Origin of the sequence: Thalassoglobus sp. (assembly GCF_048270125.1) — a bacterium.
Lineage (GTDB): Bacteria > Planctomycetota > Planctomycetia > Planctomycetales > Planctomycetaceae > Thalassoglobus.
Genome location: NZ_JBLWTN010000020.1, coordinates 66,996 through 92,453, shown reverse-complemented (window position 1 = coordinate 92,453; position 25,458 = coordinate 66,996). Strand labels below are relative to the sequence as shown.

General features: G+C 49.4%; 19 protein-coding genes and 2 pseudogenes. 10 read left to right on the top strand and 11 right to left on the bottom strand.

The genetic code is table 11. The features are described 5' to 3' along the window. Nucleotides 1-10 precede the first annotated feature (10 nt). The 4 genes from ACN0YR_RS18715 to ACN0YR_RS18700 form a co-directional block, all read right to left on the bottom strand. Entirely contained in the window at nt 11-439 is a 429-nt protein-coding gene (locus ACN0YR_RS18715; protein WP_417850733.1) for a hypothetical protein, read from the bottom strand. 252 nt (nt 440-691) lie between these two features. Beyond that, entirely contained in the window at nt 692-1,681 is a 990-nt protein-coding gene (locus ACN0YR_RS18710; RefSeq protein WP_417850732.1) for a DUF1559 domain-containing protein, read from the bottom strand. Nucleotides 1,682-2,486: 805 nt separating this feature from the next. Further along, nucleotides 2,487-5,027 (bottom strand): DUF1592 domain-containing protein, encoded by a 2,541-nt coding sequence (locus ACN0YR_RS18705; protein ID WP_417850731.1) that lies wholly within the window; start codon nt 5,025-5,027, stop codon nt 2,487-2,489. A gap of 2 nt (nt 5,028-5,029) precedes the next feature. Continuing rightward, nucleotides 5,030-6,313, bottom strand: a complete 1,284-nt coding sequence (locus tag ACN0YR_RS18700; RefSeq protein ID WP_417850730.1) for a DUF1552 domain-containing protein — start codon at nt 6,311-6,313, stop codon at nt 5,030-5,032. Nucleotides 6,314-7,628: 1,315 nt separating this feature from the next. Between ACN0YR_RS18700 and ACN0YR_RS18695 the strand changes: the two genes are divergently transcribed. Both ACN0YR_RS18695 and ACN0YR_RS18690 read left to right on the top strand, forming a co-directional pair. After that, the gene (locus ACN0YR_RS18695; RefSeq protein WP_417850729.1) at nt 7,629-8,651 is read left to right on the top strand and encodes a DUF1559 domain-containing protein; all 1,023 of its coding nucleotides are present in this window, start codon (nt 7,629-7,631) and stop codon (nt 8,649-8,651) included. A gap of 488 nt (nt 8,652-9,139) precedes the next feature. Beyond that, a complete protein-coding gene (locus tag ACN0YR_RS18690; RefSeq protein WP_417850728.1) occupies nt 9,140-9,577 on the top strand; it encodes a hypothetical protein in 438 nt (145 codons plus the stop codon). A 268-nt stretch (nt 9,578-9,845) separates the two neighbouring features. Here ACN0YR_RS18690 and arsC read toward each other — a convergent pair whose 3' ends face one another. Further along, nucleotides 9,846-10,187 (bottom strand): arsenate reductase (glutaredoxin), encoded by a 342-nt coding sequence (gene arsC, locus ACN0YR_RS18685; RefSeq protein ID WP_417850727.1) that lies wholly within the window; start codon nt 10,185-10,187, stop codon nt 9,846-9,848. 449 nt (nt 10,188-10,636) lie between these two features. On the opposite strand from arsC, the gene ACN0YR_RS18680 reads away from it, so the two are divergent. Beyond that, nucleotides 10,637-12,151, top strand: a complete 1,515-nt coding sequence (locus ACN0YR_RS18680; protein ID WP_417850726.1) for an SDR family oxidoreductase — start codon at nt 10,637-10,639, stop codon at nt 12,149-12,151. A gap of 199 nt (nt 12,152-12,350) precedes the next feature. After that, nucleotides 12,351-12,920 carry an HdeD family acid-resistance protein gene (locus ACN0YR_RS18675; RefSeq protein WP_417850725.1) on the top strand — a complete coding sequence of 190 codons (570 nt, stop codon included), beginning with the start codon at nt 12,351-12,353 and terminating at the stop codon, nt 12,918-12,920. A 232-nt stretch (nt 12,921-13,152) separates the two neighbouring features. Here ACN0YR_RS18675 and ACN0YR_RS18670 read toward each other — a convergent pair whose 3' ends face one another. The 4 genes and pseudogenes from ACN0YR_RS18670 to ACN0YR_RS18655 form a co-directional block, all read right to left on the bottom strand. After that, nucleotides 13,153-13,656, bottom strand: coding sequence for a hypothetical protein (locus tag ACN0YR_RS18670; RefSeq protein ID WP_417850743.1), 504 nt, complete (start codon nt 13,654-13,656; stop codon nt 13,153-13,155). Beyond that, nucleotides 13,645-14,022 (bottom strand): annotated as a pseudogene (locus tag ACN0YR_RS18665) (ATP-binding cassette domain-containing protein); the annotation flags it as partial. The pseudogene ACN0YR_RS18665 and the gene ACN0YR_RS18670, both read right to left, overlap by 12 nt. A 135-nt stretch (nt 14,023-14,157) precedes the next feature. Further along, nucleotides 14,158-14,940 (bottom strand): annotated as a pseudogene (locus ACN0YR_RS18660) (ATP-binding cassette domain-containing protein); the annotation flags it as partial. A 150-nt stretch (nt 14,941-15,090) separates the two neighbouring features. Beyond that, on the bottom strand, nt 15,091-15,495 hold the full coding sequence (locus ACN0YR_RS18655) for a diacylglycerol kinase (RefSeq protein WP_417850724.1): 405 nt from the start codon (nt 15,493-15,495) through the stop codon (nt 15,091-15,093). Between the two features lie 669 nt (nt 15,496-16,164). On the opposite strand from ACN0YR_RS18655, the gene ACN0YR_RS18650 reads away from it, so the two are divergent. Both ACN0YR_RS18650 and ACN0YR_RS18645 read left to right on the top strand, forming a co-directional pair. Then, on the top strand, nt 16,165-16,515 hold the full coding sequence (locus tag ACN0YR_RS18650; protein ID WP_417850723.1) for a hypothetical protein: 351 nt from the start codon (nt 16,165-16,167) through the stop codon (nt 16,513-16,515). Nucleotides 16,516-16,557: 42 nt separating this feature from the next. After that, nucleotides 16,558-17,055 carry a Fur family transcriptional regulator gene (locus ACN0YR_RS18645; RefSeq protein WP_145197412.1) on the top strand — a complete coding sequence of 166 codons (498 nt, stop codon included), beginning with the start codon at nt 16,558-16,560 and terminating at the stop codon, nt 17,053-17,055. Nucleotides 17,056-17,343: 288 nt separating this feature from the next. On the opposite strand, the gene ACN0YR_RS18640 is transcribed toward ACN0YR_RS18645, so the two are convergent. Further along, a complete protein-coding gene (locus tag ACN0YR_RS18640) occupies nt 17,344-19,002 on the bottom strand; it encodes a hypothetical protein (protein ID WP_417850722.1) in 1,659 nt (552 codons plus the stop codon). A gap of 602 nt (nt 19,003-19,604) precedes the next feature. Between ACN0YR_RS18640 and ACN0YR_RS18635 the strand changes: the two genes are divergently transcribed. Next, entirely contained in the window at nt 19,605-20,171 is a 567-nt protein-coding gene (locus ACN0YR_RS18635) for a transcription termination/antitermination NusG family protein (RefSeq protein WP_417850721.1), read from the top strand. A gap of 30 nt (nt 20,172-20,201) precedes the next feature. On the opposite strand, the gene ACN0YR_RS18630 is transcribed toward ACN0YR_RS18635, so the two are convergent. After that, on the bottom strand, nt 20,202-20,843 hold the full coding sequence (locus ACN0YR_RS18630) for a hypothetical protein (RefSeq protein WP_417850720.1): 642 nt from the start codon (nt 20,841-20,843) through the stop codon (nt 20,202-20,204). 406 nt (nt 20,844-21,249) lie between these two features. Between ACN0YR_RS18630 and ACN0YR_RS18625 the strand changes: the two genes are divergently transcribed. Genes ACN0YR_RS18625 through ACN0YR_RS18615 form a run of 3 tightly spaced genes read left to right on the top strand, consistent with a single transcriptional unit; the run spans nt 21,250 to nt 25,443 of the window. Then, entirely contained in the window at nt 21,250-23,583 is a 2,334-nt protein-coding gene (locus ACN0YR_RS18625; RefSeq protein ID WP_417850719.1) for a M1 family metallopeptidase, read from the top strand. Nucleotides 23,584-23,620: 37 nt separating this feature from the next. Then, complete coding sequence (locus ACN0YR_RS18620; RefSeq protein ID WP_417850718.1) at nt 23,621-24,169, top strand: DUF6702 family protein; 549 nt, start codon at nt 23,621-23,623, stop codon at nt 24,167-24,169. Further along, on the top strand, nt 24,166-25,443 hold the full coding sequence (locus tag ACN0YR_RS18615; protein ID WP_417850717.1) for a Gfo/Idh/MocA family protein: 1,278 nt from the start codon (nt 24,166-24,168) through the stop codon (nt 25,441-25,443). Before ACN0YR_RS18620 ends, ACN0YR_RS18615 begins: the two co-directional genes overlap by 4 nt. The last annotated feature ends 15 nt before the right edge of the window (nt 25,444-25,458 follow it).

The following is a 25,458-nucleotide window of genomic DNA, read 5'->3' as shown; positions in this document are numbered from 1 at the left end:
TCACTCAGCGTCAGGGCGATAATTCAAGGGGAATTTTGTTCTTTCCTTCTTCAATTGTCGCGGTCAGATCTGTTGTTGCTTCACTTTGGTATTTTTGAGGAACGCCCTTTAATCCCGTGTTGGCATCTGCTTTCGGATTGTCTGAAGGAGGATTGTCTCCCAGTCCAACTGCTGTCAGATAAACTTTATACTGTCCAACTGGTAAAGGACCTTCAAAAGTAAATTCACCGTCCGGCGTCAGATCTGCCGAACCAGCAGCCCCTAAGGTCGCTGATGTAAATGTGATTTTTCCCGGGAAAACAGGTTCCCCTTTCAGCTTGACGGATCCGGAAACTTTTCCGCTGGGAGCCTTATCACCTCCGCCACCACATCCAGCCATGAGGCACAAGTTTAGCAGAACGACGAGAGTGAATCCAAGATTTCTTGAGTGGTAAGGCATTCGATCGGGCTTCAATTAAACTTTTAAACGGTTTGAGTAAAATATCAATTCCGGACTTCTGAGCGATCTTTGGAATTCGATAGCAGTTTTCGAATTGGTGTACAGGCTCTGCCTCATGGCGAGCAGCCTATGAAGTCATGAAAGTGGACTACAACAGGTGCGTCAAGCATTGAGGATGCTCTGATTGAGGGTGAGTGGCTCATTACCACTCACCCTCATCAAGCTGTTTTTCGCCTCGAAGGTTCAGCGTTCTTAGAACTCGCCGAGAACCTGTCCATCTTTGGCACTACCGAGTGCTAACAGAGTGGTGATATCGAGGTTTTCAGAAAGGAAACGTACAGAACCGTCAGCCATGACGATTTGAACTCCACCAACATGCTCTGAAGTGAGCGGACCGTTTGAGTTGTAGGTCTGATCGCCACCTGGAGGAGCAATTGCTGGGTTCGGGCTGTAACGAATTGTGCGGACACCTGTTCCCCAGCTATTGATACTGGAGTATCCAGCCCAGCCACCATAGTAGTTGGCTCGGTAGTCACGATTGTTGATCAATCCTGATTGTTCTCCGATGATCATTGTGTTTGAAGAACCATCTGTGGCATCTCGCATTCTTGACACGGCACCAACTCGCATGAGTCCGTTATTGCATGCATAACCACCGTAGATCTCTGTTCCACAGTTCTGGTTGTAAGGAGCCACGCCGGAGTACGACCCACTGATGCCGATGTAATCCATCGTCATTGCTGTCTCGTTTCCAAGTGAAGCATCCGGAGAAGGTTTTCCGTTGTTCGTGACAGGGCTTGTCGAAATGTTGAAACTGTCGGTAGTCGAAGAAGGACACTTGTACGCGGGGATGAGCTGATTGTTCAGCGCCTGGTTGGCGACTTGCCATCCGGCTGCAGAGTTTCCGTTTCCAGAAGCATATCCACGAGTTGGCTCTGGAGTTTGAGTTAACTGGTTGTACAACGGAGCTTGATCAAGGTAAGGCAAGATCGAAGCTCTCCAGTTTGCTCGGTAGTACGGAGTTTGTGCACCGATCGGGAAGGTCGAGTACACGTCGTGATAGTTGTGTAGAGCCAGCCCCATTTGCTTCAGGTTGTTCTTGCACTGGGTGCGGCGAGCCGCTTCTCGGGCCTGCTGCACTGCTGGCAGCAAGAGAGCGACTAAAATCGCGATGATTGCAATGACAACCAACAATTCAATAAGTGTGAATCCTTTGGAGGTTCTAGTTCGATAACGTTGCATTCTCTCAATCACTTTCGGTGAAAATCTGTTTGAAAAGTAAACTTACTTAAATTTAATGGCCTGCCTATTTAGCAGGCATCAGCCTAAAAGAATTGCCAGGAACTTTTTGATGTAAACGGTTTCTCCGCAAATTTGTTGAAGAATCTGTATACACCTTCTTTAGTATCAATCTGAATGCAAATTAGATGCCATTTAAGGCCGGTGATCATCCTGGATGATTTACTCTAATGTCATGCCAGCGACAATCGTCAGAATACGTTTTGTGTGGCATACCAGTCGCATGAAGAGTTGCCTGATTGTTTATGCGATGGTCTGGTTTACTCGTAACCTGGCTTAGCGAAAATCGAGGACTCCCAATCTTCTGAGACATGCGTCACGAGAGTCTCACTGAATGTGAGGATCTGAAGAGATGTTTGTGAAGAATCGACAACAGAATCCCGAGCAAAATTTATGTCCTTCACACTGAATGTCAACCCCCGAAATGGTTCAGAGCCTATAGAAAGAGGAGATCAGGAAGTCGATCTGGTCTCCCAATGTCACAGGCGAAGTGACCTTTTTGATTAACGCATCTGCCTTTGCCGATGTGCTTGTGTCACTGCGTAGCTGTGTGTCTATTGAACTCCGGACGATCTGTGAAGTTCTTCGATTTTTTTAATTTTCTCGGAGAGAACTTTACCGATAGAGAGGCTGCTCCAAGAGTTTTTTGACTTTCATACTCCGATACGCAGCCTATGAAGCTATGAAAGTCGTTTTCATAGACACGCAGTGTAGAAAACTGCTCTGAAAAGTGGGCTTGCTCAATCACTCATCGTGAACGGAAAGTTTTGGAGGTCAGAACTTCTGTCACGATTGTCTGAAGCCCGTAGTCATCAGCCTTCACACGCTCCAGAATGTCTTCGATCTCGAATTGATCGGTCCGTTCCATGTGGCGGCCGGTGGAGTAGGTGAGCAGTTTCTCGATCAGGGTTCGGGTGAAGAGGTCGAGACGACTCTTGACCAGGACTTGCTTGAAGCTTTCAAAGTCTTGATATGTTTCCCCAGAGGGAAACTTGCCGGTTGGATCGACCTTGGGAGCCGGCTTTTTTCCTTTCGGAGCAGGATACTTGCTGCGCCAACGACCGATGGGGTCGAACGATTCGAGTGCATGGCCGTGTGGGTCGATGTTCCGATGACAAACGTAGCACGTTTGGTCAGTGCTATGGATTGACAATCTCTCACGAATCGAGGTCGCACCACTGACGTCAGGTTCGATGGCAGGAACTTCGTCAGGCGGTGGTGGCGGGGGCATTCCCATCAGGTTTCCCAGTACCCAGACACCGCGAGTTACTGGAGATGTCTCCACGCCATTGGCGCTGACGGTCAGTACGCCCGCCATACCCATGAGTCCTCCACGCTGTTTGTTTCCAGCCAGGCTGACTCGCTGAAAGCCATCGGCCAGACGGAGTGTCTCCTGTTCCGGGAGTTGATAGAGTTTTGCCAAGTTTTTGTTGACGAAAGTGTAGTCGGCATCCAGAAAGCCAACGACTGATCCGTTCTCGTCAAGCAGCGAACGGAAGAACAGACGAGCTTCCTGCTTCATCGATTCGGGTAAATTCTGAGCGTAGTATTCCCAGGCAGACTTTCGAGGTGGTGGGAGGTCACCGATGTTTCGCAGGTTGAGCCAGCTATCCAGAAAGCCATTGACGAATTCATCAGAACGCGGGTCATTGAGCAGACGAAGAACCTGTTTTTTTAATTCCTTCGTCTCCGTCAAACGCCCGGACTCGGCAACAGCGAAAAGCTCGTCATCGGGAGGTGCTGCCCAAAGTGCGTAAGAAAGCCGGGAGGCAAGGTCATACGACTGCAACTCGTTTTGGTCCTCTGGAGTGATCTCGCTGAGGTAAAGGAAGGATGGCGAACAAAGCATCATCTTCAGGGTGTCGAGTGCTGCCTGACGTGGTGTGGCTTGGTCGGCCAAACGTTTATTGTACAGAGTTTCAATCCGTAGTTGATCGCGTTCATTCAGCGGACGCCGGTAGGCCCGTTTGGCAAAGGCATTCAGTTGCTCAATTGCGTGGTCTTCCTGAAATCCCTCTTCCCCAAACACTGCAAGCTCTTCTTTTCCGCCGCCTGGTTCCTCAATTGGTCCGTGGACTTTGATTTCTCCAATCTTAATATGCGGCAGTGCACCTTCCCGAAGAAGTGAAGTCCGGCTGACTCCGACTTTGGGGTCTTTGAATTCATCTTTGTAGCGTTTGTTTGTTTCAATGACTGAAGCCCGTGACTCATATGGGCCATTCGGAAAGATAAAACGAGGTGTCTGTCCTGCTTCAAGCCAGACCCGAAAGCTCAACCACTCCGGCTGGTCATCCGGGACAACAGCACTGGCCAGGATCGGTTCGATGGCCTGCGGGTAGTGAATATGTCCTTTTGTCGCGTCGCCGGGAACGACTGCCAGTTGAAAAGGCTCTGAAAAGTCGATTCGAAAAATCTTCGGATCGTAGTGTGTGTCACGATGCATCGCTTGAGCATTGACTTCGATGTCATAAAGCCCTGAGACAGGGACTCCCTCAAGGAAATCCTCGATATGTCCATATCCACCTTGCCGCGTATCAGTGTTGGGCTGCTCGTAAAGGCAAAGATATTGATATTTGAAGACTGCCCTGTGTGCGCCGGACAGTTCTTCGTATTGCCGAAAGTTGTCGGTGAAGTGCCACGATTTTGGTTTCATGGCAGGTTTTCCAAGACGTGTCTCGACCAGTCGATTGGCTGCTGCAAAGTATTGATCAAGCAGGAATCCCGATGTCACCAGAGACTTGCCGATGTTGTCCATCTGTTGGCTGGTCTCTTCCTTTGGGAAGTCTGCCGTTAACCCGAGCGTGTCGACGCGACGATCAAAAAGAGTCGCCAGAGTGTTGACGTATTCGCGATTGGAAAGCCGGCGCATGACGGTACGTCCTCCCGAGCTTTCAAATTGACTTCGAGCATCTTGGACGCTGCCCCGCAGAGCATTGATCACAACCAGTCGCTGTTCGTCGGTCGGCTGGTCCTCGTCGATGGGTGGCATATTGCGGAGCGTCAGTTGATCAATGATTTCATTGGCGGTGATCAATTGCTGCTCGGATTTGATCGGCAGCGAGAACGATTCGAATTCGCGCTCGCCATCGGCAGTGCTGGCGTCATGGCATTGGATGCAATATTGGCCTAGAAATTTGGCAACGACCGCACCATGCTCGGATTCCGCACCGCTTTCCTGAGGACTCGCTTCCGCACCATAAGCCGATGACGACACTGCGACGCAGATGGCGAGAATCCAACAGGAACGAAATGTTCCGCGACAATCAGAGACAAGAGAAGAGATGCTCATATTTATGAGAACGTTCCAGTACTAGTGCCGAACGATTCCTTCTGAACGCCCATTCGCTGAGCGATGTCAAGGAAGAGATTGCACAGGGGAACTTTTCCAGGTCCACTGGATGGTGTCTGCTTAAATTCTCCCTTTCCATAGCCACCGCCAGCCAGAATAATCGGCAGGTCGGTGTTGGTGTGAGTGTTGGCACTGCCGATACCACTCCCAAAGAGTACTGTTGTCGAATCAAGCAGTGTTTGCTCGCCATCCTGCATTCCAGCGAGGCGGGTTAAGAACTTGCCATAATGCTTCAGTTGATACTTCTCGAGAGTTACCAAGAGTGCGACAGTATCTTCGTCGTTGCCATGATGCGACAGGCCGTGATAGGACTTTTCGATCCCGAGGTGCTGAGGCAAAAAGCTGCCGCCGATTTCCAAAGTTGCGATTCGTGTCGAGTCTGTCTGCAAGGCGAGTGCGATCAACTCATACAGCATTGGAAGATCTTCGACCGTATTGAGGTCGGCTGGCTGGTCAAAAGGTCGCTGCGGTTTGGGTTGATCAGCCCAGCGCTTGCGGAGTTCCAGGCGTTTTTCAACGTCGCGGATCGAACTGAAATACTCGTCGAGTTTCGCTTTGTCCTCGTGATTGACACGTTTCGAGAGCGATCCCGCTTCCTCGCGAATTGAATCGAGAATGGAAGCCTGTAATGAGTTCGCCTGCACTTTCTGAGCGTGACGACTTTCCGAATCGGTGACAAAGAGTTTTTGAAACAACTCCGCCGGGCCAGTGATCGGTGGGACGCGAACACCTGACTTGGTCCAAGAAAGCTGACACCCGCCATGGATGCCACCTTCTGATCCAACCGTGAGTGATGGAAATCGAGTTTGGTCTCCTACTTCATCTGCAATGAATTGGTCGATGGTGACGTTACCATCCGATCGGTTTTTGGACTCGTGGTGCAGCAAGCCCGAGAGAAACGTATGGACTGCGAAGTGACCACCGCGAAGGCCGTGATCAAGCCCGCGATAGATCGTGATCTGATCTCGGTTCTCAGCGAGAGGCTCGAGCAACGGCGTTTCTTCAAAAGCTTTGCCCTTCGTTTCAGGGAAGAAATGTTTCTGCTGAAACCCCAGCAGGTTCCCTATCGCAACGAATCGGCGAGCTCCAACGCCCGCGCCGCGCGACTCTGCGACAGCAGATGTCCCGTTGATCGATCCAGCCATCAAGGATGGCAGCCCAGGTAAAGCGAGAGATCCTGCAACGGATCGAATGAAAAAACGGCGACGGTCGATGGTTTTGTTCATGCTGGCAGCCTATTGAAAACAAAGGAAAACCCACAGTTTTCTGAAAATGCTCGATGGCTCTCAAAATATTTGATGATTGAGATTGAGGAGGTTTCAGTCTGCAGCTCTTGGTTCTTTCAACACGCAGCGAGTCGCGGGGGGGGAATTCAAGGGAGCAGACCGGAGGATTCTTGAAACACTGAGGTCACAGTATTCGTGAGGACTAAGTCAATCGCTTTGAAACTAGAGTCCGATTCTACCTGAAACCGAGACGCATTCAAATGGAGAGATGTGAGAAGAAATTAGACATGCGAATTTGTTGATTGGTTGTCATGCAGTGACGTTTATACAGGCGAGAACGAGCGTCGTCGCTCCGGAACGCTGTTGTGTGCGGAACAGATGTGTCTTGAACCGGCATGAGATATGGGAAAAAAGGCCGCAGGCAAATTTTTTCAGAGGCTCTGCCGAATTCGAGATCGAAGTCAGCGAAAATTGGCTAGGCGATGCGATACACTGTGATGCGAGGCGATGCACCGTGATGCAAGGTGGGACACTGTTGAGTTCATCGTCGTTATCGTCGCCATCTCTTCGGCAGTGACTCTGGGAAAATTAGATTTAAGCTTCGCTTCAGCCTGACTTATCAACATTCATTGTTGCGTCTTGGTCTCTGCTATCTAAGTTCTGGCTGCATTGCTTATTTGTGAATCAGAGATTTCTAGAGCTGCATTAAATAAACTTTGATGCATAAGCATTCACTGCTGTGTTTGAAGGTGCGGCCGCCAGTCGCATTAATGTAGCTGCATTTGCTGATGGGATGGCAAGGCTAGGTGATAGACAACTGAATCAGGGATTCTATTCGGAATTTATGCAGCTGTTTCCAGTCGAGCAGGTTAATTTTTCGTGAGAAACTGATGGCGGTTGAATTGACTTTCAGGCTTAGTCAATTTGCGAATCCTACTTGACTTTTTTCTATTTGAGGGCTTTAATTATACAGCGCAAAAGTGACAGCTCGTTGTCATTTTGAGATGTTTTTTTCAAACTACGAATGAGCTTTTCTGTATTCTTTACTAGTCCCTACCCTTGTTCAGTGCATCACAAGCATCCTCGCAAATTTCCTTCCCCAAGATTGTTGTCCCACGGTGTAGCTGTCGTGTTGAGCAACGCCCCGCCAGATTTTTAGAATTTATTTTCAATTAATTCTAGTAGATACTCTTCGATATTCTGTGCGGACCTTGACGACCTGTCCCGGTTGGTTGCGAGTCAAATGCATTCTCAAATGATGTGCTCATCAGTGGAGTGGCTGCATATTAATTTCATCTTTGAAGAAAGAGCCCCCATGACTCAGATCTCCACGATTTCTGAACAGAAACCTCGCCGCATGCCAGGTTTCACCCTGATCGAATTGCTGGTCGTTATTGCGATCATTGCGATTCTGGTTGCCCTGTTACTGCCAGCTGTGCAACAAGCTCGCGAAGCCGCTCGGCGATCACAATGTAAAAACAATTTGAAACAACTCGGGATCGCGATGCACAACTATCTGGACACTCATAGTGTGTTTCCGTACGGGCACCAGCAAGAGTTGTATGCTGGGCAAACGAAACGACGAGATTCCTGGTTCCAGAGAATTCTTCCATTCATCGATCAAGCGCCTCGGTACAACCTCTACGAAAATTATCACACGGTTGATCCATACAAGGCGGAGTACATTCACCGAATTACAGACCAGGACATTGTTGGCCCAGTTCCAAGTGCATCGTGTCCATCCGATCCAGAAAGTCCAGGACGAGGCGGGAACGGAGGCACAGTAGCTTTCCAAAGTAGCTATGCTGTTTCTGCCGGAGCTGGTCAGACAATCACAGTCGATCCGACGACTCAGAACATTACCGTCACGAATATGAATGTGGCAAATACCACTCAGTCAACCGGCCTGTTCTATCTGAATTCCAAAACTGGAATTAACACTTGTCGTGATGGAAGTTCCAATACCCTTCTCTTCAGCGAAGGAATCGTTCGAGATAGTACTAAAGGAGGCTGGGGAGAGTTGGGTGGTCACTGGGGCGGAGCTCCACATGGATCGTTCGGGTTCTCAGTCGCGGAAACGCCAAACACCACAGTTCCAGATCGCGTCTACAGCTGTAAGCAAACTTCGGTGACTGGTGCTCCAAATCTTGCCCCTTGCGAAAGCGGTAACGCTGGAGGCTTGTCGGGACGCTGGAACTTCGCACGAAGCTATCACACCGGAGGCGTTCAGGTCACTCTCGCAGATGGCTCAGTACGATTCATTTCCGAGAACCTCGATCGTCAGACCTGGTTGAAGCTGGGTATGCCGCAAGATGGTCAAGTCATTGGTGAGTTCTAGAGCTTCTTCGAAATAGACGTTCACGTTTTGTGCCATGGTGTACGGTCTTTCTTTTCTTTAATGAGAGACATTTTCGCGGACATTCTGGAAGACGAACGTGTTCTTCACGGGCACACGGTAGAGCAAACTGCTCTAAGTCGATCATTTTTTGAGAAGGGGCCGGTCTATCTGTCTGAGATCGGTCCCTTTTTTTGTTCTGCGAATCGGGGCGTCCTGGTTTTTGCAGAACAACCTTTGGAGATTTCATCTGAGAGCGGATGAGAACGGAATTGGCCTGCTTCTGTTTTTGCGACCCGAAGACTTGAGCTATTTAGAACAAGTCCGAAAACCTCTGGGATCACTGCTTTTCTCAACGTTTGAGAGAGCAATTTCAAGTTTCAGGACCAGCTCTAGAGAAATGCGTTCTTCACGGGCAAACGGTAGAGCAAACTGCTCTAGGCTCAGTTCTAATTTAATCATTTTTCAATAATCACATCTGAAAGCACAACATGCGTATCAACATTTGTCGTTTGTCAAAGTCCTGGAATCTGCTCGCATGTGGATTGGTTTTTGCCTCTTTATCACTCGCTGGATGTGGAGGAGGAGAGACAGGTCCCAAGATGCATACCGTAAATGGTACGGTTACGTTCGACGGAAATCCTGTTGAGAAGGGACGGATTCAGTTCCGTTCGATTGATGGCGGGAAAGCTTATTCTTCTGAAATCGTAGAGGGCAAATATTCTTTGCAAGCCGAGGCTGGTGAAGTGAAAGTCGAGATTGTGGCTTCAAGGAATATCCCGGGGAAATTTGACAATTCTAACCCAGATGAAGAACCACAACCCGTTGGAGAAATGTACATCCCAGCGAAGTACAACACGAAATCAGAGTTGACTGCAACAATCAAAGAACATGGTGAAAACTCAATCCCATTCGATTTGAAATCATAATTGAAGAGTCGATTGCAAGGTTACTTGCGGGCTCCATTAAACATTGTAGATGTCGTGGATTGTGTTTTCGCTTGAAAGCACAATCCACTTTTGTTTGTACTCGCTGCCTCATGGTGATCTGTGATTTTACTGGTGAAACCTATATTACGCGGCGATGGCAATTATTGAGAAAGCTCTGACAGACGAGTTGGCTTTCATCAACATTGCGGCATTGATCTCCCCCGAGTTGTGGTCGTGCAGATGCCACTGAGGCTACGTCAGTCAGCAATCAGAGCAACTTGTTGACGTTTTCTGGCGGGCGACCGATCACAGCTTGATTCCCCTGTACAACAATTGGTCGTTCGATCAGTTTAGGGTTTTCGACCATCGTTTGAATGGCTTCTGCCCGGGAGAGTGATTTCTCTGCCAGTCCGAGTTCTTTGTAGATCGGTTCCTTTTTTCGCATCAGGTCCTCCGGCTCTAAGTCGAGCATCTTCATAATGCGATCGAGTTCCTTCGCGGTCGGTGGGGTCGTCAAGTACTCGACGACTTCCGGCTCGATGCCAGCCTCTTCAATGAGCTTTAAGGTTTGACGGCTTTTCGAACACCGAGGGTTGTGATAGATCTTCATGGCTTACAGTATCGCTTAAGTCAGTGGGTCGTGGTTGTCGGGGGTGATGTTCAGAGGAAGGTGAATCTCATGCACGCTGGTCAGGATTATACCAAATGAGACTTGTGAAACATCTGTCTTTTGCCCCAGAGAGGTTGATGGAATGATCTCGTAATTCGACGAAAGATGCCAGTCGAATCGAAGCGGGCTCTCGATCGTTGATGCCTTCTGTGATCACAGGATCAGAATTCGGAGGACATGCCAATGATGATAGTTGACGGTGAACCTTGTATGCTTCGATAGACCTCTTCACTTGTTTCCGGTTGCGATGATAGCAATTTTCGAATTGGTGTTCGCGCTCTGCCTCGTGGCGAGTTGTCTATGATGTCATAAAAGTGAGTTTCACGGGGCACGGCAAGTATTGAACTGCTCTAAATTCCGAGACACATTCAGTCGAACAGGAAGCTAGCATGACAGGCCGAATTCTCTTGACCGGCGCGACAGGCTACGTGGGAGGTCGCTTGCTGACGCTCCTTCAAGAACGCAGACACCTTGTCCGCTGCCTGAGTCGGCGCCCCGATGCTTTAGCCGATCGTCGAAATGAAACGACTGAAATAGTTCAGGGCGATGTTCTGGACGCCTCTTCGCTCAAAGCGGCGTTTGAGGGTGTCGACACTGCTTACTACTTTGTCCATTCGATGGGGGCCGAGGGGGACTTTGAAGAACAGGATCGGGTGGCAGCCGAAAATTTTGCTCAGGCTGCGGTGGAAGCTGAAGTGAAACGGATCGTCTACTTAGGTGGCTTGGGGAACCCCGACCATGACTTGTCCAAGCATCTCCGCAGTCGTCAAGAAACCGGGAACGTGCTGCGATTGCATCATCCTCAGGTGGTCGAGTTTCGAGCCTCGATAGTGATCGGCTCAGGGAGTCTTTCATTTGAAATGATTCGCGCTCTGGTAGAGCGATTGCCAATTATGATCTGCCCCAAATGGGTGAGTGTCAAAGCGCAGCCCATTGCCATTGAGGATCTTCTGCAGTACCTCATGGCGGCGCTTGAGTCGCCTCAAGGTTCGTCACAGGTATACGAAATCGGCGGTCCAGACCAAGTCTCATATGGCGAGTTGATGCAAGAGTATGCTCGGCAGCGAGGATTGCGTCGTTGGATGATCTCGGTTCCTTTTCTGACGCCGTACTTGTCCAGCTTGTGGCTCGGTCTGGTGACTCCGGTCTATGCACGTGTCGGACGGAAGCTTGTGGGGAGCCTGCGGAACCCAACTCTCCTGTCGGATAACTTGGCGATTCAGACCTTTGATATTGTTCCGCGATCTGTTCCTGATGCGATCCAGCGCGCGCTAACCAATGAGGATCGCGAGTTTGCCGAGACTCGCTGGTCAGACGCCCTCTCTTCTGGTGGCTCGACAAAAAATTGGGGAGGCGTCAGATTCGGATCGCGTTTGGTCGATTCGCGAAAAGTGACGGTGTCGGTTTCTCCGGAGAATGCGTTTGCTCCCATCCGTCGCATTGGAGGGAAAGTAGGCTGGTACTATGGGAACTGGCTTTGGTCTTTGCGTGGGTTTCTGGATCTGTTGGTCGGAGGGATCGGCGTCCGGCGTGGCCGTCGTGATCCAGAGCATTTGCGTGTCGGCGATGCCCTCGATTTCTGGCGAGTCGAAGCCTGTGATGAACCGAACCTGTTGAGGCTTCAGGCTGAAATGAAACTGCCGGGACGGGCCTGGCTCGAGTTTGAGGTCACACCATCTCCAGAAGGAAGTGAGATACGCCAGACTGCAATTTTTGATCCTGTCGGCTTATCTGGCTTGATGTACTGGTATGGAATCTACCCGCTACACCAGTTCGTCTTTGCAGGGATGCTGCGGAATCTTTCGCGAGAAGCGAACCAGTTCGCCATCGTTTCAAAATCAACACAGGATGACGGTTCTGGTGGTTCTGACTGTTCAAATGTAGCGACCAAAGAAGAATCATAAATTGAGATTTTTCAGACCCATGTCCCCGTTCTACGTCGCAGAAAGAGGCTATTCTGTTGGTAGAAAGAGTCTTCGCAGGGAAGCGATTGAGCAGATCTTTTAAAGATGTGCGCTCTGTCTCGCAGAGAGAATCAATTCAGCAATTCGAAAGTGCGATAGCCCTCCGGACTTCAAAATCAGCCTCTAAAAGGAACCAGCTATGAATACAGAACTCCCCTTAACACCAATCCAGGCGATTGCCTCAAACTGGTGGGTTCTGCTTTTGCGTGGCGTTTTGCTTGTCTTAGTCGGAATTTATGCACTGTTCGCACCGGGAGTTAGCCTTCTCGCCTGGGCACTCGTGGTGGGCTGCTATCTGATCGCTGATGGCATCATGGCGATTGCTGCGGGCGTTGTCGGATGGGGCGAATCCCGTGGATGGATGATTATCCGCGGAGTTCTGGCCATACTTGTTGGTGGTTTTGCAGCGATGCATCCAGCACTTTTCGGAGCACTCGCTGGGTTTACCGTGATTGCGATGCTCGGCGGTTGGTCGATCGCTGGTGGGATTCTCGAAATCGTTGTGGCAATTCGCGAGCGAAAGGCTATCGAGGGAGAAGGCTGGATGATTCTCAGCGGCTTCCTATCGATTCTGTTCGGAATCGTCCTGTTTATGGCGCCCTTGGTGTCACTCGAACTTTTCATCCGAATGAACGGAGTTTTCGCGATCATGTTCGGATGTGCTGCAATCTTCTTGTCGTTCAAGCTAAAGAAGCTGAAATCTGTATAAAGACTGCCTCTCCGGCCTTCTCAACTTCATTCAACAAACAGATCGTTGCCACACGGATTCTGCCTTGTGGCGAGTGGTCTTTTTCGTTGTGAGATCGCTCTTCGCAGACACGGGAAGTGTTGGCTAGAGCATCTTTCGAATTGGTTTGCAGGATCTGCCTCGTGGCGAACAGCATTTTCACTAGCGAAATGCGTTCTTCACGGGCACACGGTAGAGCAAACTGCTCTATGTTCTATTCTTTCGCGGCCAGTTCTTCCCAGCGATTGTAGAGTGATTCCAGATCTTTGCTGAGGGCTTGGAGTCGGGCTGTTTCTGAGGCGATTTTTTCGCCGTCCTGTTTAAAGAATTCTGGATCTGCCATTGCAGATTGTAAGCTTGCCTGAGTTTGTTCAAGATCGTCAATTTTTTGCGGAATCTCTTCAAGCTCTTTTTTCTCTTTGTATGACAGCTTCGGTTTTTGTTCGTTCTCGCGAACTCTTCCTGAGGCTCTGTTTTTTTTGGGTGATGTCTCAGGTTCTTGCTCAGATGGACGCTGTCTCAGGTAATCGTCGTACCCTCCGTCGTATTCGCTGACGGTTCCGTCGCCGTTGAGGACCAGCGTACTTGTCACCACGTTATTGAGGAAAGCTCGATCGTGGCTGACCAGTAGGACCGTGCCGGGGTAGTTGCCGAGTAAATCTTCGAGGAGTTCGAGAGTCTCTGCGTCGAGATCGTTTGTCGGTTCGTCGAGGACCATGATGTTTGATGGACGTTTGAAAATCCGGGCCAGCAACATGCGATTCCGCTCACCACCCGAGAGATATCTCGCGGGGCGTCTGGCACGTTCGGGTGTGAAGAGAAAATCTTGCAGGTAGCCCAGAACATGCTTTTGTTTGCCGTTGATTGTCAGTTGATCCTGTCCTTCGCCGACATTCTCAGCGACGGTTTTTTCATCATCGATTTGTTCACGAAGTTGATCGAAGTAGATGAGTTGCTGGTTTGTTCCTTGGCGAATATCTCCCGATGTTGGAGCTAAGTCTCCCAGGATTAATTTAAGAAGCGTACTTTTTCCGACTCCGTTGGGGCCGACGATGCCAATCTTGTCTCCTCTTGAAATCGTTGCAGTAAAATTTTTGATGATCGGGGTGTTTGCTTCGTAACCGAAGGTGACGTTTTTGGCTTCCATCACCAGTTGCCCAGAGCGGTCCGCCTCACCTGCCTGCATCTTCACGCTGCCGGTTTTCTCGCGGCGCTGGCTGCGTTCGTTACGCATGTTCTTCAGTGCTCGCACGCGTCCTTCATTTCGCGTTCGGCGGGCCTTGATTCCCTGACGAATCCAGACTTCTTCTTCCGCCAATTTTTTGTCGAAGAGCTGATTCTGTTGCTCTTCAGCGTGGAGGAGCTCATCACGTCTTTTGAGGAACGTCTGATAGTCGCACGTCCAGTCAAAGAGCTTGCCGCGATCAATTTCGAGCATGCGGGTTGCCAAAGCCTGCAGGAAGATTCGATCGTGTGTGACAAACAGGATCGTTCCCTGAAATTTTTTCAAGAAGCTTTCCAACCAGTTGATGGAATCAATATCCAGGTGGTTTGTTGGTTCATCAAGCAGAAGCAAATCCGGCTCGCGAATCAGCGCCTGTGCTAGCAGCGCTCGTCTTTTCATTCCCGAGGAGAGCTGAGCGAATTGAGAGTCGCCGGAGAGGTTCATTTGCGTGAGGAGCCGCTCCAGAGTTTGCTCGACTTGCCAGTCTTCCTGGTGGTCATCCAGTAGGCCTTCGCGAACAAGTTCAGCCACAGACTGAGTGGTTCCGTCGGGGACTTCCTGAATCAGTCGGCCGATTTTTAAGCCGTCCGCAAGTTTGAGTGTTCCATTGTCGACTGGAATCTCCCCAGCGATCAATTTCATCAATGTGGACTTTCCGGCTCCGTTGCGGCCCAGCAAGCCAATCCGCTCTCCACGTCCGATTTCCAGATTGATATTTTCTAACAGCGACGGTCCCGCCCATGTGAAGGAGACGTCGCGCAAACTGATCAAGGACATGAATTTTAACTCCAGTTGCGACGATTTCAGTCGCAATCAAGATAGGAAGAACGGCTTAATAGCTCGGTGGGACGACAGTCTATCTGCTCAGGCAAACGGAGCAAGTGCGTCGAACTCTACGAAAAGCCATCGGTCGGAGTTTCTAGCCGATCAAGAAAAGAGGTGCCAAATACGGCTTCCGAAGATGATCCCCAGAACAGTTGCCGCCGCAATATTTGTGACGAGGCACGCTGCGGTACCCAGTCTGAGCATTTGATGGACATCTTTTCTCAGGTGGTGCTGGAACTCCTGAACAAGAAATTTTAGCAGCTGGTGAAAGAGTTCTACCGAGAGTGTAAGGCCAAAGGTCAACACCAAGGCAATCCATTCGATTTTTTCGATGCCAAGAACGGCTCCTGAAGCAAGAGTCATAGAACCCATCAACACGTAGACAAATAGTGTTGAGTCGGTCCGCAAGCCGAGGCGAAAGCCTGTTTCTGCGTCTACGAGCCTTTGCCTCCACGGGGCACGGCCAGGTTTAATGATGTGCATTTCTTGGCTGGGGGGAGTCGACATGGTCTTCGTCAATAGGAAGAAAGGGTAGCGGAATTTAACTTTGATCCCAAAGTTGGGTCAAGGTGCACTTTGAGGCACTCTTTTGACGCAGATGTCATCAAAGCCAATTGAGGTGTGCTGGCGTGCTCATCTTTAATCCGTATTCCGTTCCATAAGTTGTTTTGAATTTCAGGCTCTTAATCTTCTGAAGCTTGGGGGCGCAGTCGATGCTCTCGGCAAACGATCTTTATCGGCAAGTGCATCGTTGGTGCTGTCCTGCAAGAAACGGGAAATGAGGTGAACTCAGAGAATGACAGCGAGTTCGAAGTCGGCGGGAGTTGAGTCGGATTGGGGATTTGGGAAGCTGGTCTCCGCATAAAACAGGCGAATTCGCGTGCAGTGCAGAGGATTTCCGAGTGTGCAAATAGTGCAAATCGATAATAATTTTGTAAAAAAAACATGAACATTTGTGGAATGTCCTCAACAGCCGTCTTCGTTAGAACCGATATCACCTGTACACCGGAAGCAACTTACGGTGAGAAATTAACATCATGAGAATCAGAAGTCGTTGACGTAAACCCTTTTGTATTCACAAGATCAAGTGATTCTCGGATTGAATCACCTTCATTTCAGCAAGACGCCGCGTTCTCACGCGAAACAGCACCAGGACGGTCGCTAAGGAGAATTCCTATGCGATCCGCACTCACTCTTTTTCATTCGCTGGCCTGCTTCAACTCTTCTGTGCAGACGCCATTGATTGCATGCACCGACCTGAGCTATGATCGGCAGTTCCTGCCGACCGAAGTCTTCTTCGAAAACGGCAATGTTATTCCAAACTCTGGGGAGGCCGAGATGGACCGAAAACGGCCCGATCGCACTCAACCTCATCAGGACAATCTCGATTCCGAGGCAGTTCCTTCAGCCGAAACGCGTGAAGAGCGTTTGGCAAGGATCCGCGCGGAAATTGATTCAGGTGTGTACGAGACTCCAGAGAAACTAGAAATTGCTATCAGCCGTATGCTTGGAGTGATTACGGATTGATTGCGAGAACGGCACATGTGAAAGTGTCATCAGGGGGATATTGTGTCTGAATTGGAAGCGGTTTCTGTTGCCGTCTCTCCAAGTGAGAAGTATCGAGAATACCTCGCCACGCAACGATTGCGCATGACGCGCGAGCGTGCGATTATTGTTGAGGAGGTTTTTGCAACCCATGAACACTTCGATGCAGAGCAACTGATACAGCGACTGAATTTGAGACAGGATGGAAAGCGAGTGAGCCGTTCGACGATTTATCGCTCGATCAAGCAACTCGAAGACGCGCGTCTCATTCGCAAAGTCGCTCGCCAGGATGATCGTGACCTTTACGAGCACGATTACGGTTACCCGCAGCACGACCATCTCATCTGCAAAAAATGCGGCGAGTTAACTGAGTTTGATAACGACAAGATCAGTGAACTCCTTGAAGAGGTCGCGCGCGGATTCGGTTTTCGCATCGAGGGACACCGATTAGAAGCGCATGGCTTGTGCGACAAATGTTGTCGTCGCCCCAGAGAACGCCCAAAGAAACTCAACTTGATTTGACGAAGTTACGCTGGAGTATTCCAGTGAAGCTAGAGCAGTTTGCTCTACCGTTTGCCCGTGAAGAACGCATTTCCCCGGTAAAATGCTGTTTGCCACGAGGCAGAACCTGCAAACCAATTCGAAAGATGCTCTAGTGAAGCGACTTGTCTCCGTGAAGAGTGGTTTTCATGTGATGAAGCCCTCAAATCCACGAGGCAGCAGGCGTTCATCGACCTCAAAAATGCTATCGGAGACGTAACGTTTCCTGTTGGACGGGAGTTCTATTTTAGAATTCTGCCTCGAGAACTCCTATTCCTCGGGGATTGAAAAGAATCCTCCACCAAAACCGCCTCCACCTCCTTGCATGCCCCCCTGCTTGCCTCCAATGGGGTCGCCATCAGTTGTGAATATCGGGGAGTCTCCGTTTGTGATCCGGTTGATGGCCTCCTGGATCTTCTTGTGTATTGAACGGTGGTGGGTGATGATCATTGTCGATTGATCGATGAGGACTGGCTCAGCTCTGGCGTTGTCAGTTTTCGTTCGCTGGGATGTCACCAATCTTAATTCAGGCTTCGCAGGGAACATGAGGATTTGTTCCAGGTTCCGATTTTCCTTGTCCGCTTCAGCAAGTGCTTTTGCTTCCGGGATGAGATTCCAGAGTCCATTAAAAAGCTTTTCGGCTGTTGCGGTGTCGAGTTTGTAATAGTGAGTGAAAACATCATCTTCGACAACCACTTTCTTACGCGGTTTTGATTTTGTCAGGGCTTCTCGATAGGCGTCCAACAGGCTGCGAACTTCCTCAAGACTTCGGTTGGTTTGGCGAATAACAAGTACTCCAGGTTTAGGGGAAGCAATCATTCCGCCTTCCTGGTCAATCTCAAACCATGGTCCGACTGTCTGTTCCTGAACCGCTTCGATCAGTGCATCTGATTCCGATTCATTCCGACATAAGTCTCGGACATCGTACACGGCTGTGCGTCGTTGCTCTGATGCCTTGAGATCGGTTGTGATGAGAATCACGCCGTTGTCTAAAGTTGTGGTGAGATCCAGTTCAGCAAAGAGCAATCCCAGAACCGTTTTCAGGTCGCGATCTTCGATCGAGAGTGACAGGCTGTCGCGCGAGCTGATCCCCTCGTTGGCAAGCTCATGAGTGTCCAGGCGAATGTCGAGTTTGTGACGGTCTGAGAGAAGGGCGACGACACGAAAAATGGGTTCTCTCTCAAAATCGACTGAGACAATCTGCTTCAGTTTTTCTCGAAGTTCAAAGTGCAGCTCCGGTTCCGACGTCGCAGTTTCGCGTCCATACTTTCGCAAGGCGCTGAGCAGTCCTTCTAGCTCGAGGTGGACATGGTACGTTTGTTTAACGAACAGGACATCTCCAAGAAGTTTGACATCACCCCCCTCCTGATCGATTTCATACCACGCTCCGCCGGTCATCTCTTGAATGGTGTCAATCAAACTCTCTTCGTCGTATCCGTTGTCCAGAAGATCTCCGACGACATACGTTTTTGTTCTCATTAAGTCGTCGGCAGCTAGTGTCGTTGTGATGCGAATGACTTCATCTTCGATAAACCAACTCAGCGAATTGGCGTTGAGTCGATTCAGTAAAAAGTAAATCGGAGCGTCGTTAAGCGTGTCTGAGTATTCATCATGAATCGAGAGCCCTTCGTTGGAGAATTCCGCTTCATCGATGACGACAGGCAGGCCGGTTGTTTTTTTCAGCCATTCACGAAGTTCTTCATATGATGAGTTGTTGAAATTCACGGATGCCTTCTGAGCAAGCTTTGGATGAATCAAGCTGACTGGATCAACCGTTTTTGGCTCGTCTGGAATCTCTGGAACTTTGGGGCGTTCCGGTGTTGCCTCTTGTGCGTAGAGAGGACTTCCCCATTGAGCCCATAGAAAAGTGACTCCGAACAGAATTGCCAATGGTGAGGAAACTGGTGAGTAGAGCGTCTTTCGGAGCATAATGGTGTCTCATGGAGTTGAGTTGAATGATTCTCGTTTGTCATCCGACGACCGTATCATTTTGAGTCATTGACTGGGGCATGTCGATAATTTACCTGAGTTTTTTAATCGACTGGCCAATTCGCAAGTGCGAAAGATCTCTGGACGCACAGCGGCTGCATGTTAAGATTTGGGTGACTCAAGCCAGTCTTGTCACAATGTCTGATGGTCAAGCCCTTGGGGATCGAGAGATTGGAAGCTTTCTGCTACCAACCAAAGTGAATCAAAACTTTTTAGAACTGATCCTGAAACTTGAAATTGCTCTCTCAAACGTTGAGAACAGTGGCTATTCCAGAGGTTTTCGGACTGGTTCTAAGTATTATCCCCGAAGCATCTCAAAGAACTGATGACGCCAGGTATTGCCTCGATGCAAAGCAAGTAGACATTTTGTAAGGTCTCTGTGTGCGGCCGTAACAACTTCCGAGCGTCCGCAATACAGGCCCCTACACTTTTGAGAGAGACTGTTGTCGTTGTGTGAATGCGTGAAGACAGACTGTTCTGAGCAGAATGTCTTTCGGAGCAAGATCGATGTTAAGGCGTAATTTATTTTCCCGAGGAATCGGATGCCCATCCTGAAAGAAGAGAAGTCAATCTATCCGGAAAATCTGTTTAACGAACAGTACCAGGAAGAACGACGCGAGGAAGGAGCGCGCTGGTGGGCAGTCTATACGATGTCCCGTCGCGAAAAAGAGTTGATGCGGCGACTGCTCCCAAAGCAAGTTCCATTTTTTTGCCCGATCATCGGCGTGCCCAAGCGTTCTCCTCAAGGGCGCGTCAGGACGACATTCTCACCGTTGTTCTCGAACTACGTTTTTATTCATGCTACAGAAGATGAGCGTATTCAGGCCCTCCAGACCAATTGCATCTCAAAATGTCTGGAAGTCAAAGAAGAAGAGAAACTCGTCTTTGATCTTTCCCAAGTCCACACTCTAATCAGTTCCAAGCAGGAACTGCGGCACGAATCGCGTCTGGAAGTTGGTACGCCAGTGCGTATCAAATCGGGACCCTTTGAAGGAATCAAAGGAGAGATTGTCGAGAGAAGAAGTGAAGCCCGATTGCTGATCGCGGTCAATTACTTACAACAAGGGACGTCGATAGCAATCAAGGATTTCGAAGTCGAAAAAGTCTAAGTTGATCGATCAGCGGCTGTGCTTCGAAGCTTATTGGATCGGGAGATACAATTCTGGGCGTGTCACACGGGGGTTGTATTCCTTCGCGGGATCTTTTTTCGGCTCTTTCGCCGGTGGCACAGCTGGCGGAACAAGCGGCGGAGCGACTGGTGGTTTTCCATCCAGCTCTTGCGGCGTCTCTTCCATTGGAACTTCAGGAATCGGGACGAGAGGCAAATGTTCTCTCATCTCTTCTGTGACCTTTGACCAATCAATTTCTGGTTCTGCCTTACTTGCCTGAATGTGAGGAGCAACATGCACTCGGCGGTGATTATGAAGTCCTTCAGTGGTCGCTGCCACTGAACCCATCCACCATCCATCGAACCAGGCTTTGGTTCGCATTTCTGCGTTGGGGCCACTATTGGCAGCACTCCAGTAATATCGCGGAGGAATCGCTGGCGGACAATCCTCTCCGTCTAGTCCGGCACTGTGACCAGCTTTGAAGCCCTTACGGAAATCTTTCTGAAACGGCTGATCGACCCAATAATGGCGATGGTCTCTCCACGCTTTCTCTGTGAGCTTGTTGTCCTGGCTTGTGATCAAGCATTCATCGACACGATCACGCAACTGAACGCAGCCAACCTGCATTGCGAGGCAGAGGAAGAACAAGGATTTCAGTGTCGTCCATGACATGTTGAAAATCGCTTTGATTAATGAGCCCTATAAAGTGGGGGACTGTCCATTGTTGGAAGATCTCTCACTCCCTGATATTCGTTATCGTATTTCGGCTTATCGACGATTGAGCTGGAAGAACTCAACCAGAATTCCGAACAACGAATATCTGCGAAATGTTCCGGTTGCAGAAGCTTGAGGGTCTGGCTGGTTTGCGGGAAGAACGGTAGTGTGGGTAGGCTATGTTCGCGTTCTTCTGGAAATTGATTCAGGTACGAAATTTAGGCTCATGATTTTGAAAAAGCGAAATTCCAGGGTGGTTCTGAATAAAGCGTATGCACACTGTCTTGTGGGCAAAAATGATTCATCACAAGAAAAGCGATTTTCACGGACACAAAAATCACGAAGGTATTCCAGTTCGCCAAAATTGGCGACTTTACTATTTCTGATCGCTTCGGCTGTTGCTCAGCCTCTCTTCGCTCAGGTGACAAATTCGAAATATGGGCAGGCAGACTCTTTCCGACAGTTGGACGAGATTCTGCCAACACCGACCGAAGCGCGACTCGGCTCGGGAGCGCCTGGTCCACTCTATTGGCAGCAACGGGCAGATTACGCCATTCAAGTTGAAATCGACGATGAGAAAAAACATCTCACCGGCTCGGAAAAAGTAACCTATCACAACAAATCGCCGCACACTTTGACGTACTTGTGGCTGCAACTTGATGCAAACATTTTCGCACCCGATTCAGATTCCGCACTCACCTCAACGGCGCCATCCTTGTCACGGATTTCAACCGATAGCTTGAAAAGACTACGCACGCGAGAAGCATTCGATGGTTCAATGACGGTAACGAAAGTTGTGGACGGACAAGGGCAACCGCTCAAACACACCCTTGTCAAAACAATGATGAGGATCGACCTCCCTGCTCCGCTAAAACCTTCAAAGTCATTTTCTTTTGAAGTTGACTGGAACTACGCAATCAATAACAGCGACCTGGTTCCGGGGCGGACCGGCTATGAGGACTTTGAGAAAGACGGAAACACAATCTACGAAATCGCTCATTGGTTCCCACGACTTGTGGCCTACACAGACTACGCAGGCTGGCAACACAAACAGTTTTTGGGCCGAGGAGAATTTACCCTTGAATTGGGGGACTACGAACTCAGTATTACAGTCCCGAACGATCACATTGTCTCTGCGTCAGGGGTACTTCAGAATCCTGACGAAGTCTTAAGTGAAGCCCAGCGACAAAGGCTTGAGACTGCAAAAAACGCGACAAAGCCGGTCTTCATCGTGACCCCTGAAGAGGCTGAGAAGAATGAGTCTTCAAAGCCGACCGGAAAGAAAACCTGGGTTTTCAAAGCTGACAATGTCCGTGACGTTGCCTTTGCGACATCACGAAAATTTATCTGGGATGCGCAGCGACACAACGTCGAAGGCCAATCCGTCTGGGCAATGTCTTTCTATCCCAAAGAAGCGGAGCCGTTATGGAGTCGATATTCGACGCACTCCATCATCCACACGCTGAATGTTTATTCGCGTTACACATTCCCGTACCCCTACCCGGTTGCGATTTCGGTGAACGGACCGGTATACGGAATGGAATACCCAATGATCTGCTTCAATGGTCCGCGACCTGAAGAGGACAAAACGTATTCAGATCGGACGAAGTATGGATTGATATCCGTCATCATCCACGAAGTGGGACACAACTACTTTCCAATGATCGTCAACAGCGACGAACGGCAGTGGACCTGGATGGATGAAGGATTGAATACGTTCTTGCAGTATCTCGCCGAACAGGAATGGGAAGAGAAATATCCCTCCCGGCGTGGTGAACCGAGATTGATCGTGCCTTACATGCGAAGTTCGTCGCAAGTCCCCATCATGACGAATTCAGAGTCAATCCTGCAATTCGGGAACAATGCGTATGCCAAACCAGCGACAGCTCTGAACATTCTTCGGGAGTCGATTCTCGGTCGAGAGTTGTTTGATTTTGCCTTCAAAGAGTACGCCCAACGCTGGAAGTTCAAGCGTCCTGCACCTTCGGACTTTTTCCGAACGATGGAAGATGCCTCGGGTGTCGATCTCGACTGGTTCTGGCGGGGTTGGTTCTATTCAACAGATCATGTCGACATCGCCATCAACAATATTCGTCTGTACACACTGGCATCTCCTGACCCCGAGGTAGAAAAAGGCGAGAAGAAACGGGAACGCGAAGAAGAACCGAAAACCGTTCCCAGTCAGCGAAATAAAGATTTGCCCAAACGGGTCGATCAGTTTCCCGAGCTGAAAGATTTCTACAACGATTTCGATAAGCTTGACGTGACTGAGGATGATAAGAAGGCCTACGAAAAATTCTTGAAGTCTCTTGATGAAGATGAAAAAGAGTTGCTTCTGGAAAAGCGGAATTTCTATATCTTCGATTTTGAAAACATCGGCGGGTTGGTCATGCCAATTATTGTCGAGTGCCATTTTGAAGATGAGACAAAACAGGTTCTGCGTATCCCTGCGGAAATCTGGCGACATAACAATCAGAAAGTCTCAAAGCTGTTCATCACTGCGAAAACGATTGAGTCGGTTCAGATTGATCCACATTTGGAAACCGCAGATACCGACGTTGAGAACAATCACTGGCCGAGAAAAATCATCAAGTCTCGATTTCAGCTGTATAAAGAAAAGAAGTCGAAGAACGAAATGCAAAAGGCTAAGTCGCTTCAAAAAGAGGCCTCAAAAGATGAGCAGAAAAAGGATGAGTAAAATTGCTTCACTTCAATCAATCATGAAGCGTTCTTCCATGAGATTTTCAAACACGAATCGATGTGCTTTCTTTGCAGTTCTCGCATTTCTCGCCATGGCGAATACGAGTCTCTTTGCACACCCGTTTCACTTCAGTTCGGCAGAGATGCAGTGGAATGAAAAGAACCGTACTTTTGAAGTTGCACTCAAAGTTGACCCGAATGATTTAGAACAAGAACTGCGACGGCGTACGAAAAAGAAACTCGTTCTTGAGAAGCTGGGATCGAATGCTGTTGTGTTTGAATACATCGAAGAAGTCTTCCAGGTTGAAAAGGGTGGGGAAAAGCTTAAGCTGAAGCCGATCGGCTTCGAGGTCGAGACGAAATCGGCATGGATCTATTTTGAGTTTCCAGTCGCATCCCCTCTCGGTGATCTCAAGGTGACGAATCGACTTCTTCAGCAAGCTCCGCATCAAACGAACACTTTGCTCTTTCGGTTTGAGAAATCAAAGATCTCGACTCAGTTCAACGAAGAGGCTGTAGAGCAAACGTTCAAATGGGACGCGACAGCCAAGACTTTCGTTCTTAAAAAGAGTTTAACGCCATGACGCAGAAAACGATTCGCATTGCAATCAGTGGAACTGGCTTCGCTGGGGACTACACCGCGAGTACTTATTCGATGATCCCACACAAGAATGGGATTCATATCGAGTTGGCTGGAGTCATTTCGGGAAGACGAGAGAACGCAGAGAATTTCGCCGCACGGCACAACGTGACGAATGCCTTTGATTCCCACGAGGAAATGCTGAAGTCCGTTCAACCAGATATCGACAACATCTGCTGCGCAAATTTTGCTCATGGTCCGTATGCGACGGAGGCTGGTCAGGCTGGCGTTCCGGTGATCGTGCTTGAGAAGCCGCCTGTTATTTGGCCAGGTTATCCCGAGGGGCGAACTGCCGACGCAGCGACCCGCAAACAGGAGTCAATGGACTACCTGGCAACAGTTCTGGATGCCGTCAGAGCCGGAAAGTCGAAACTGCTTTATGCCGAAGATTTTATTTACGTGGACGGGGTCAAGGGGATTGTGGAGCTTTTGATCGAAGCTCAGAAGCAGAATAAGGGGAAAGTTCTGTATCAATCCGGCGTGTGCGCTCATCAGGGGTCACATGCACCGGCGTACGATACGCCCAGCAAATCTGGTGGCGGAGCCCTCTTCAATAAAGCCTGCCATCCGTTGGGACCTGCTTTGTATTTGAAACAGGTCGAAGGAATTTTGAACGGAACCGGACCGATTCGTCCCGTACAGGTTTCGGCAGCTGCGCTTCAAATTTTAAAACACCAACCAGAGACAAGTCACGAATTCTTTCGACCGATGCAAAACGTCGATGACTTCGGACGTATTACTGTGATGTTTGAAGACCGGACGATCGCAGAAGTTCATGGGCATGATCTCAGCATTTCTGGAATCCGCAACGAATTCTCAGTGATTACAGACTTTGCTGAGTACGATGTTCGGATGAACCCCAATAACGAAAATGAATTGTTCTTACCCAAGGGGACAGCAGCTGGAAATATTTTGCTGCGAGAAAAACTATCGACTCCACAAGGAACAAGTTTTCCTCGACCAAATCAGACCTACTCGCACGGATATGTCAACGAGATGAACGATGCCGTTGACTGTGCCCTTGAGTCAGACCGTTCTCCACAATCTGGACCAATGATGGCTTGGGACACGATGGCTGTCTTGATGGCAAGTTATGAAAGTGCAGAAGCTGACGGTCGTTTTGTTGACATCAGCGAATACACAGTGCAGGGACGACAGTTCACGGAAAACGAAATTCCGGACCCGCACCGACTCGGGAAAGTGTTCCAACGCCAGTAACAGGCAGGCAGCCGG

What these genes read in the sequence shown, in the direction of transcription:
- ACN0YR_RS18715 (WP_417850733.1), bottom strand. Translation starts at nt 439, where the DNA reads ATGCCTTACCACTCAAGAAATCTTGGATTCACTCTCGTCGTTCTGCTA.
- ACN0YR_RS18710 (WP_417850732.1), bottom strand. Translation starts at nt 1,681, where the DNA reads ATGCAACGTTATCGAACTAGAACCTCCAAAGGATTCACACTTATTGAA.
- ACN0YR_RS18705 (WP_417850731.1), bottom strand. Translation starts at nt 5,027, where the DNA reads ATGAGCATCTCTTCTCTTGTCTCTGATTGTCGCGGAACATTTCGTTCC.
- ACN0YR_RS18700 (WP_417850730.1), bottom strand. Translation starts at nt 6,313, where the DNA reads ATGAACAAAACCATCGACCGTCGCCGTTTTTTCATTCGATCCGTTGCA.
- ACN0YR_RS18695 (WP_417850729.1), top strand. Translation starts at nt 7,629, where the DNA reads ATGACTCAGATCTCCACGATTTCTGAACAGAAACCTCGCCGCATGCCA.
- ACN0YR_RS18690 (WP_417850728.1), top strand. Translation starts at nt 9,140, where the DNA reads ATGCGTATCAACATTTGTCGTTTGTCAAAGTCCTGGAATCTGCTCGCA.
- arsC (WP_417850727.1), bottom strand. Translation starts at nt 10,187, where the DNA reads ATGAAGATCTATCACAACCCTCGGTGTTCGAAAAGCCGTCAAACCTTA.
- ACN0YR_RS18680 (WP_417850726.1), top strand. Translation starts at nt 10,637, where the DNA reads ATGACAGGCCGAATTCTCTTGACCGGCGCGACAGGCTACGTGGGAGGT.
- ACN0YR_RS18675 (WP_417850725.1), top strand. Translation starts at nt 12,351, where the DNA reads ATGAATACAGAACTCCCCTTAACACCAATCCAGGCGATTGCCTCAAAC.
- ACN0YR_RS18670 (WP_417850743.1), bottom strand. Translation starts at nt 13,656, where the DNA reads ATGGTCCTCGACGAACCGACAAACGATCTCGACGCAGAGACTCTCGAA.
- ACN0YR_RS18655 (WP_417850724.1), bottom strand. Translation starts at nt 15,495, where the DNA reads ATGTCGACTCCCCCCAGCCAAGAAATGCACATCATTAAACCTGGCCGT.
- ACN0YR_RS18650 (WP_417850723.1), top strand. Translation starts at nt 16,165, where the DNA reads ATGCGATCCGCACTCACTCTTTTTCATTCGCTGGCCTGCTTCAACTCT.
- ACN0YR_RS18640 (WP_417850722.1), bottom strand. Translation starts at nt 19,002, where the DNA reads ATGCTCCGAAAGACGCTCTACTCACCAGTTTCCTCACCATTGGCAATT.
- ACN0YR_RS18635 (WP_417850721.1), top strand. Translation starts at nt 19,605, where the DNA reads ATGCCCATCCTGAAAGAAGAGAAGTCAATCTATCCGGAAAATCTGTTT.
- ACN0YR_RS18630 (WP_417850720.1), bottom strand. Translation starts at nt 20,843, where the DNA reads ATGTCATGGACGACACTGAAATCCTTGTTCTTCCTCTGCCTCGCAATG.
- ACN0YR_RS18620 (WP_417850718.1), top strand. Translation starts at nt 23,621, where the DNA reads ATGAGATTTTCAAACACGAATCGATGTGCTTTCTTTGCAGTTCTCGCA.
- ACN0YR_RS18615 (WP_417850717.1), top strand. Translation starts at nt 24,166, where the DNA reads ATGACGCAGAAAACGATTCGCATTGCAATCAGTGGAACTGGCTTCGCT.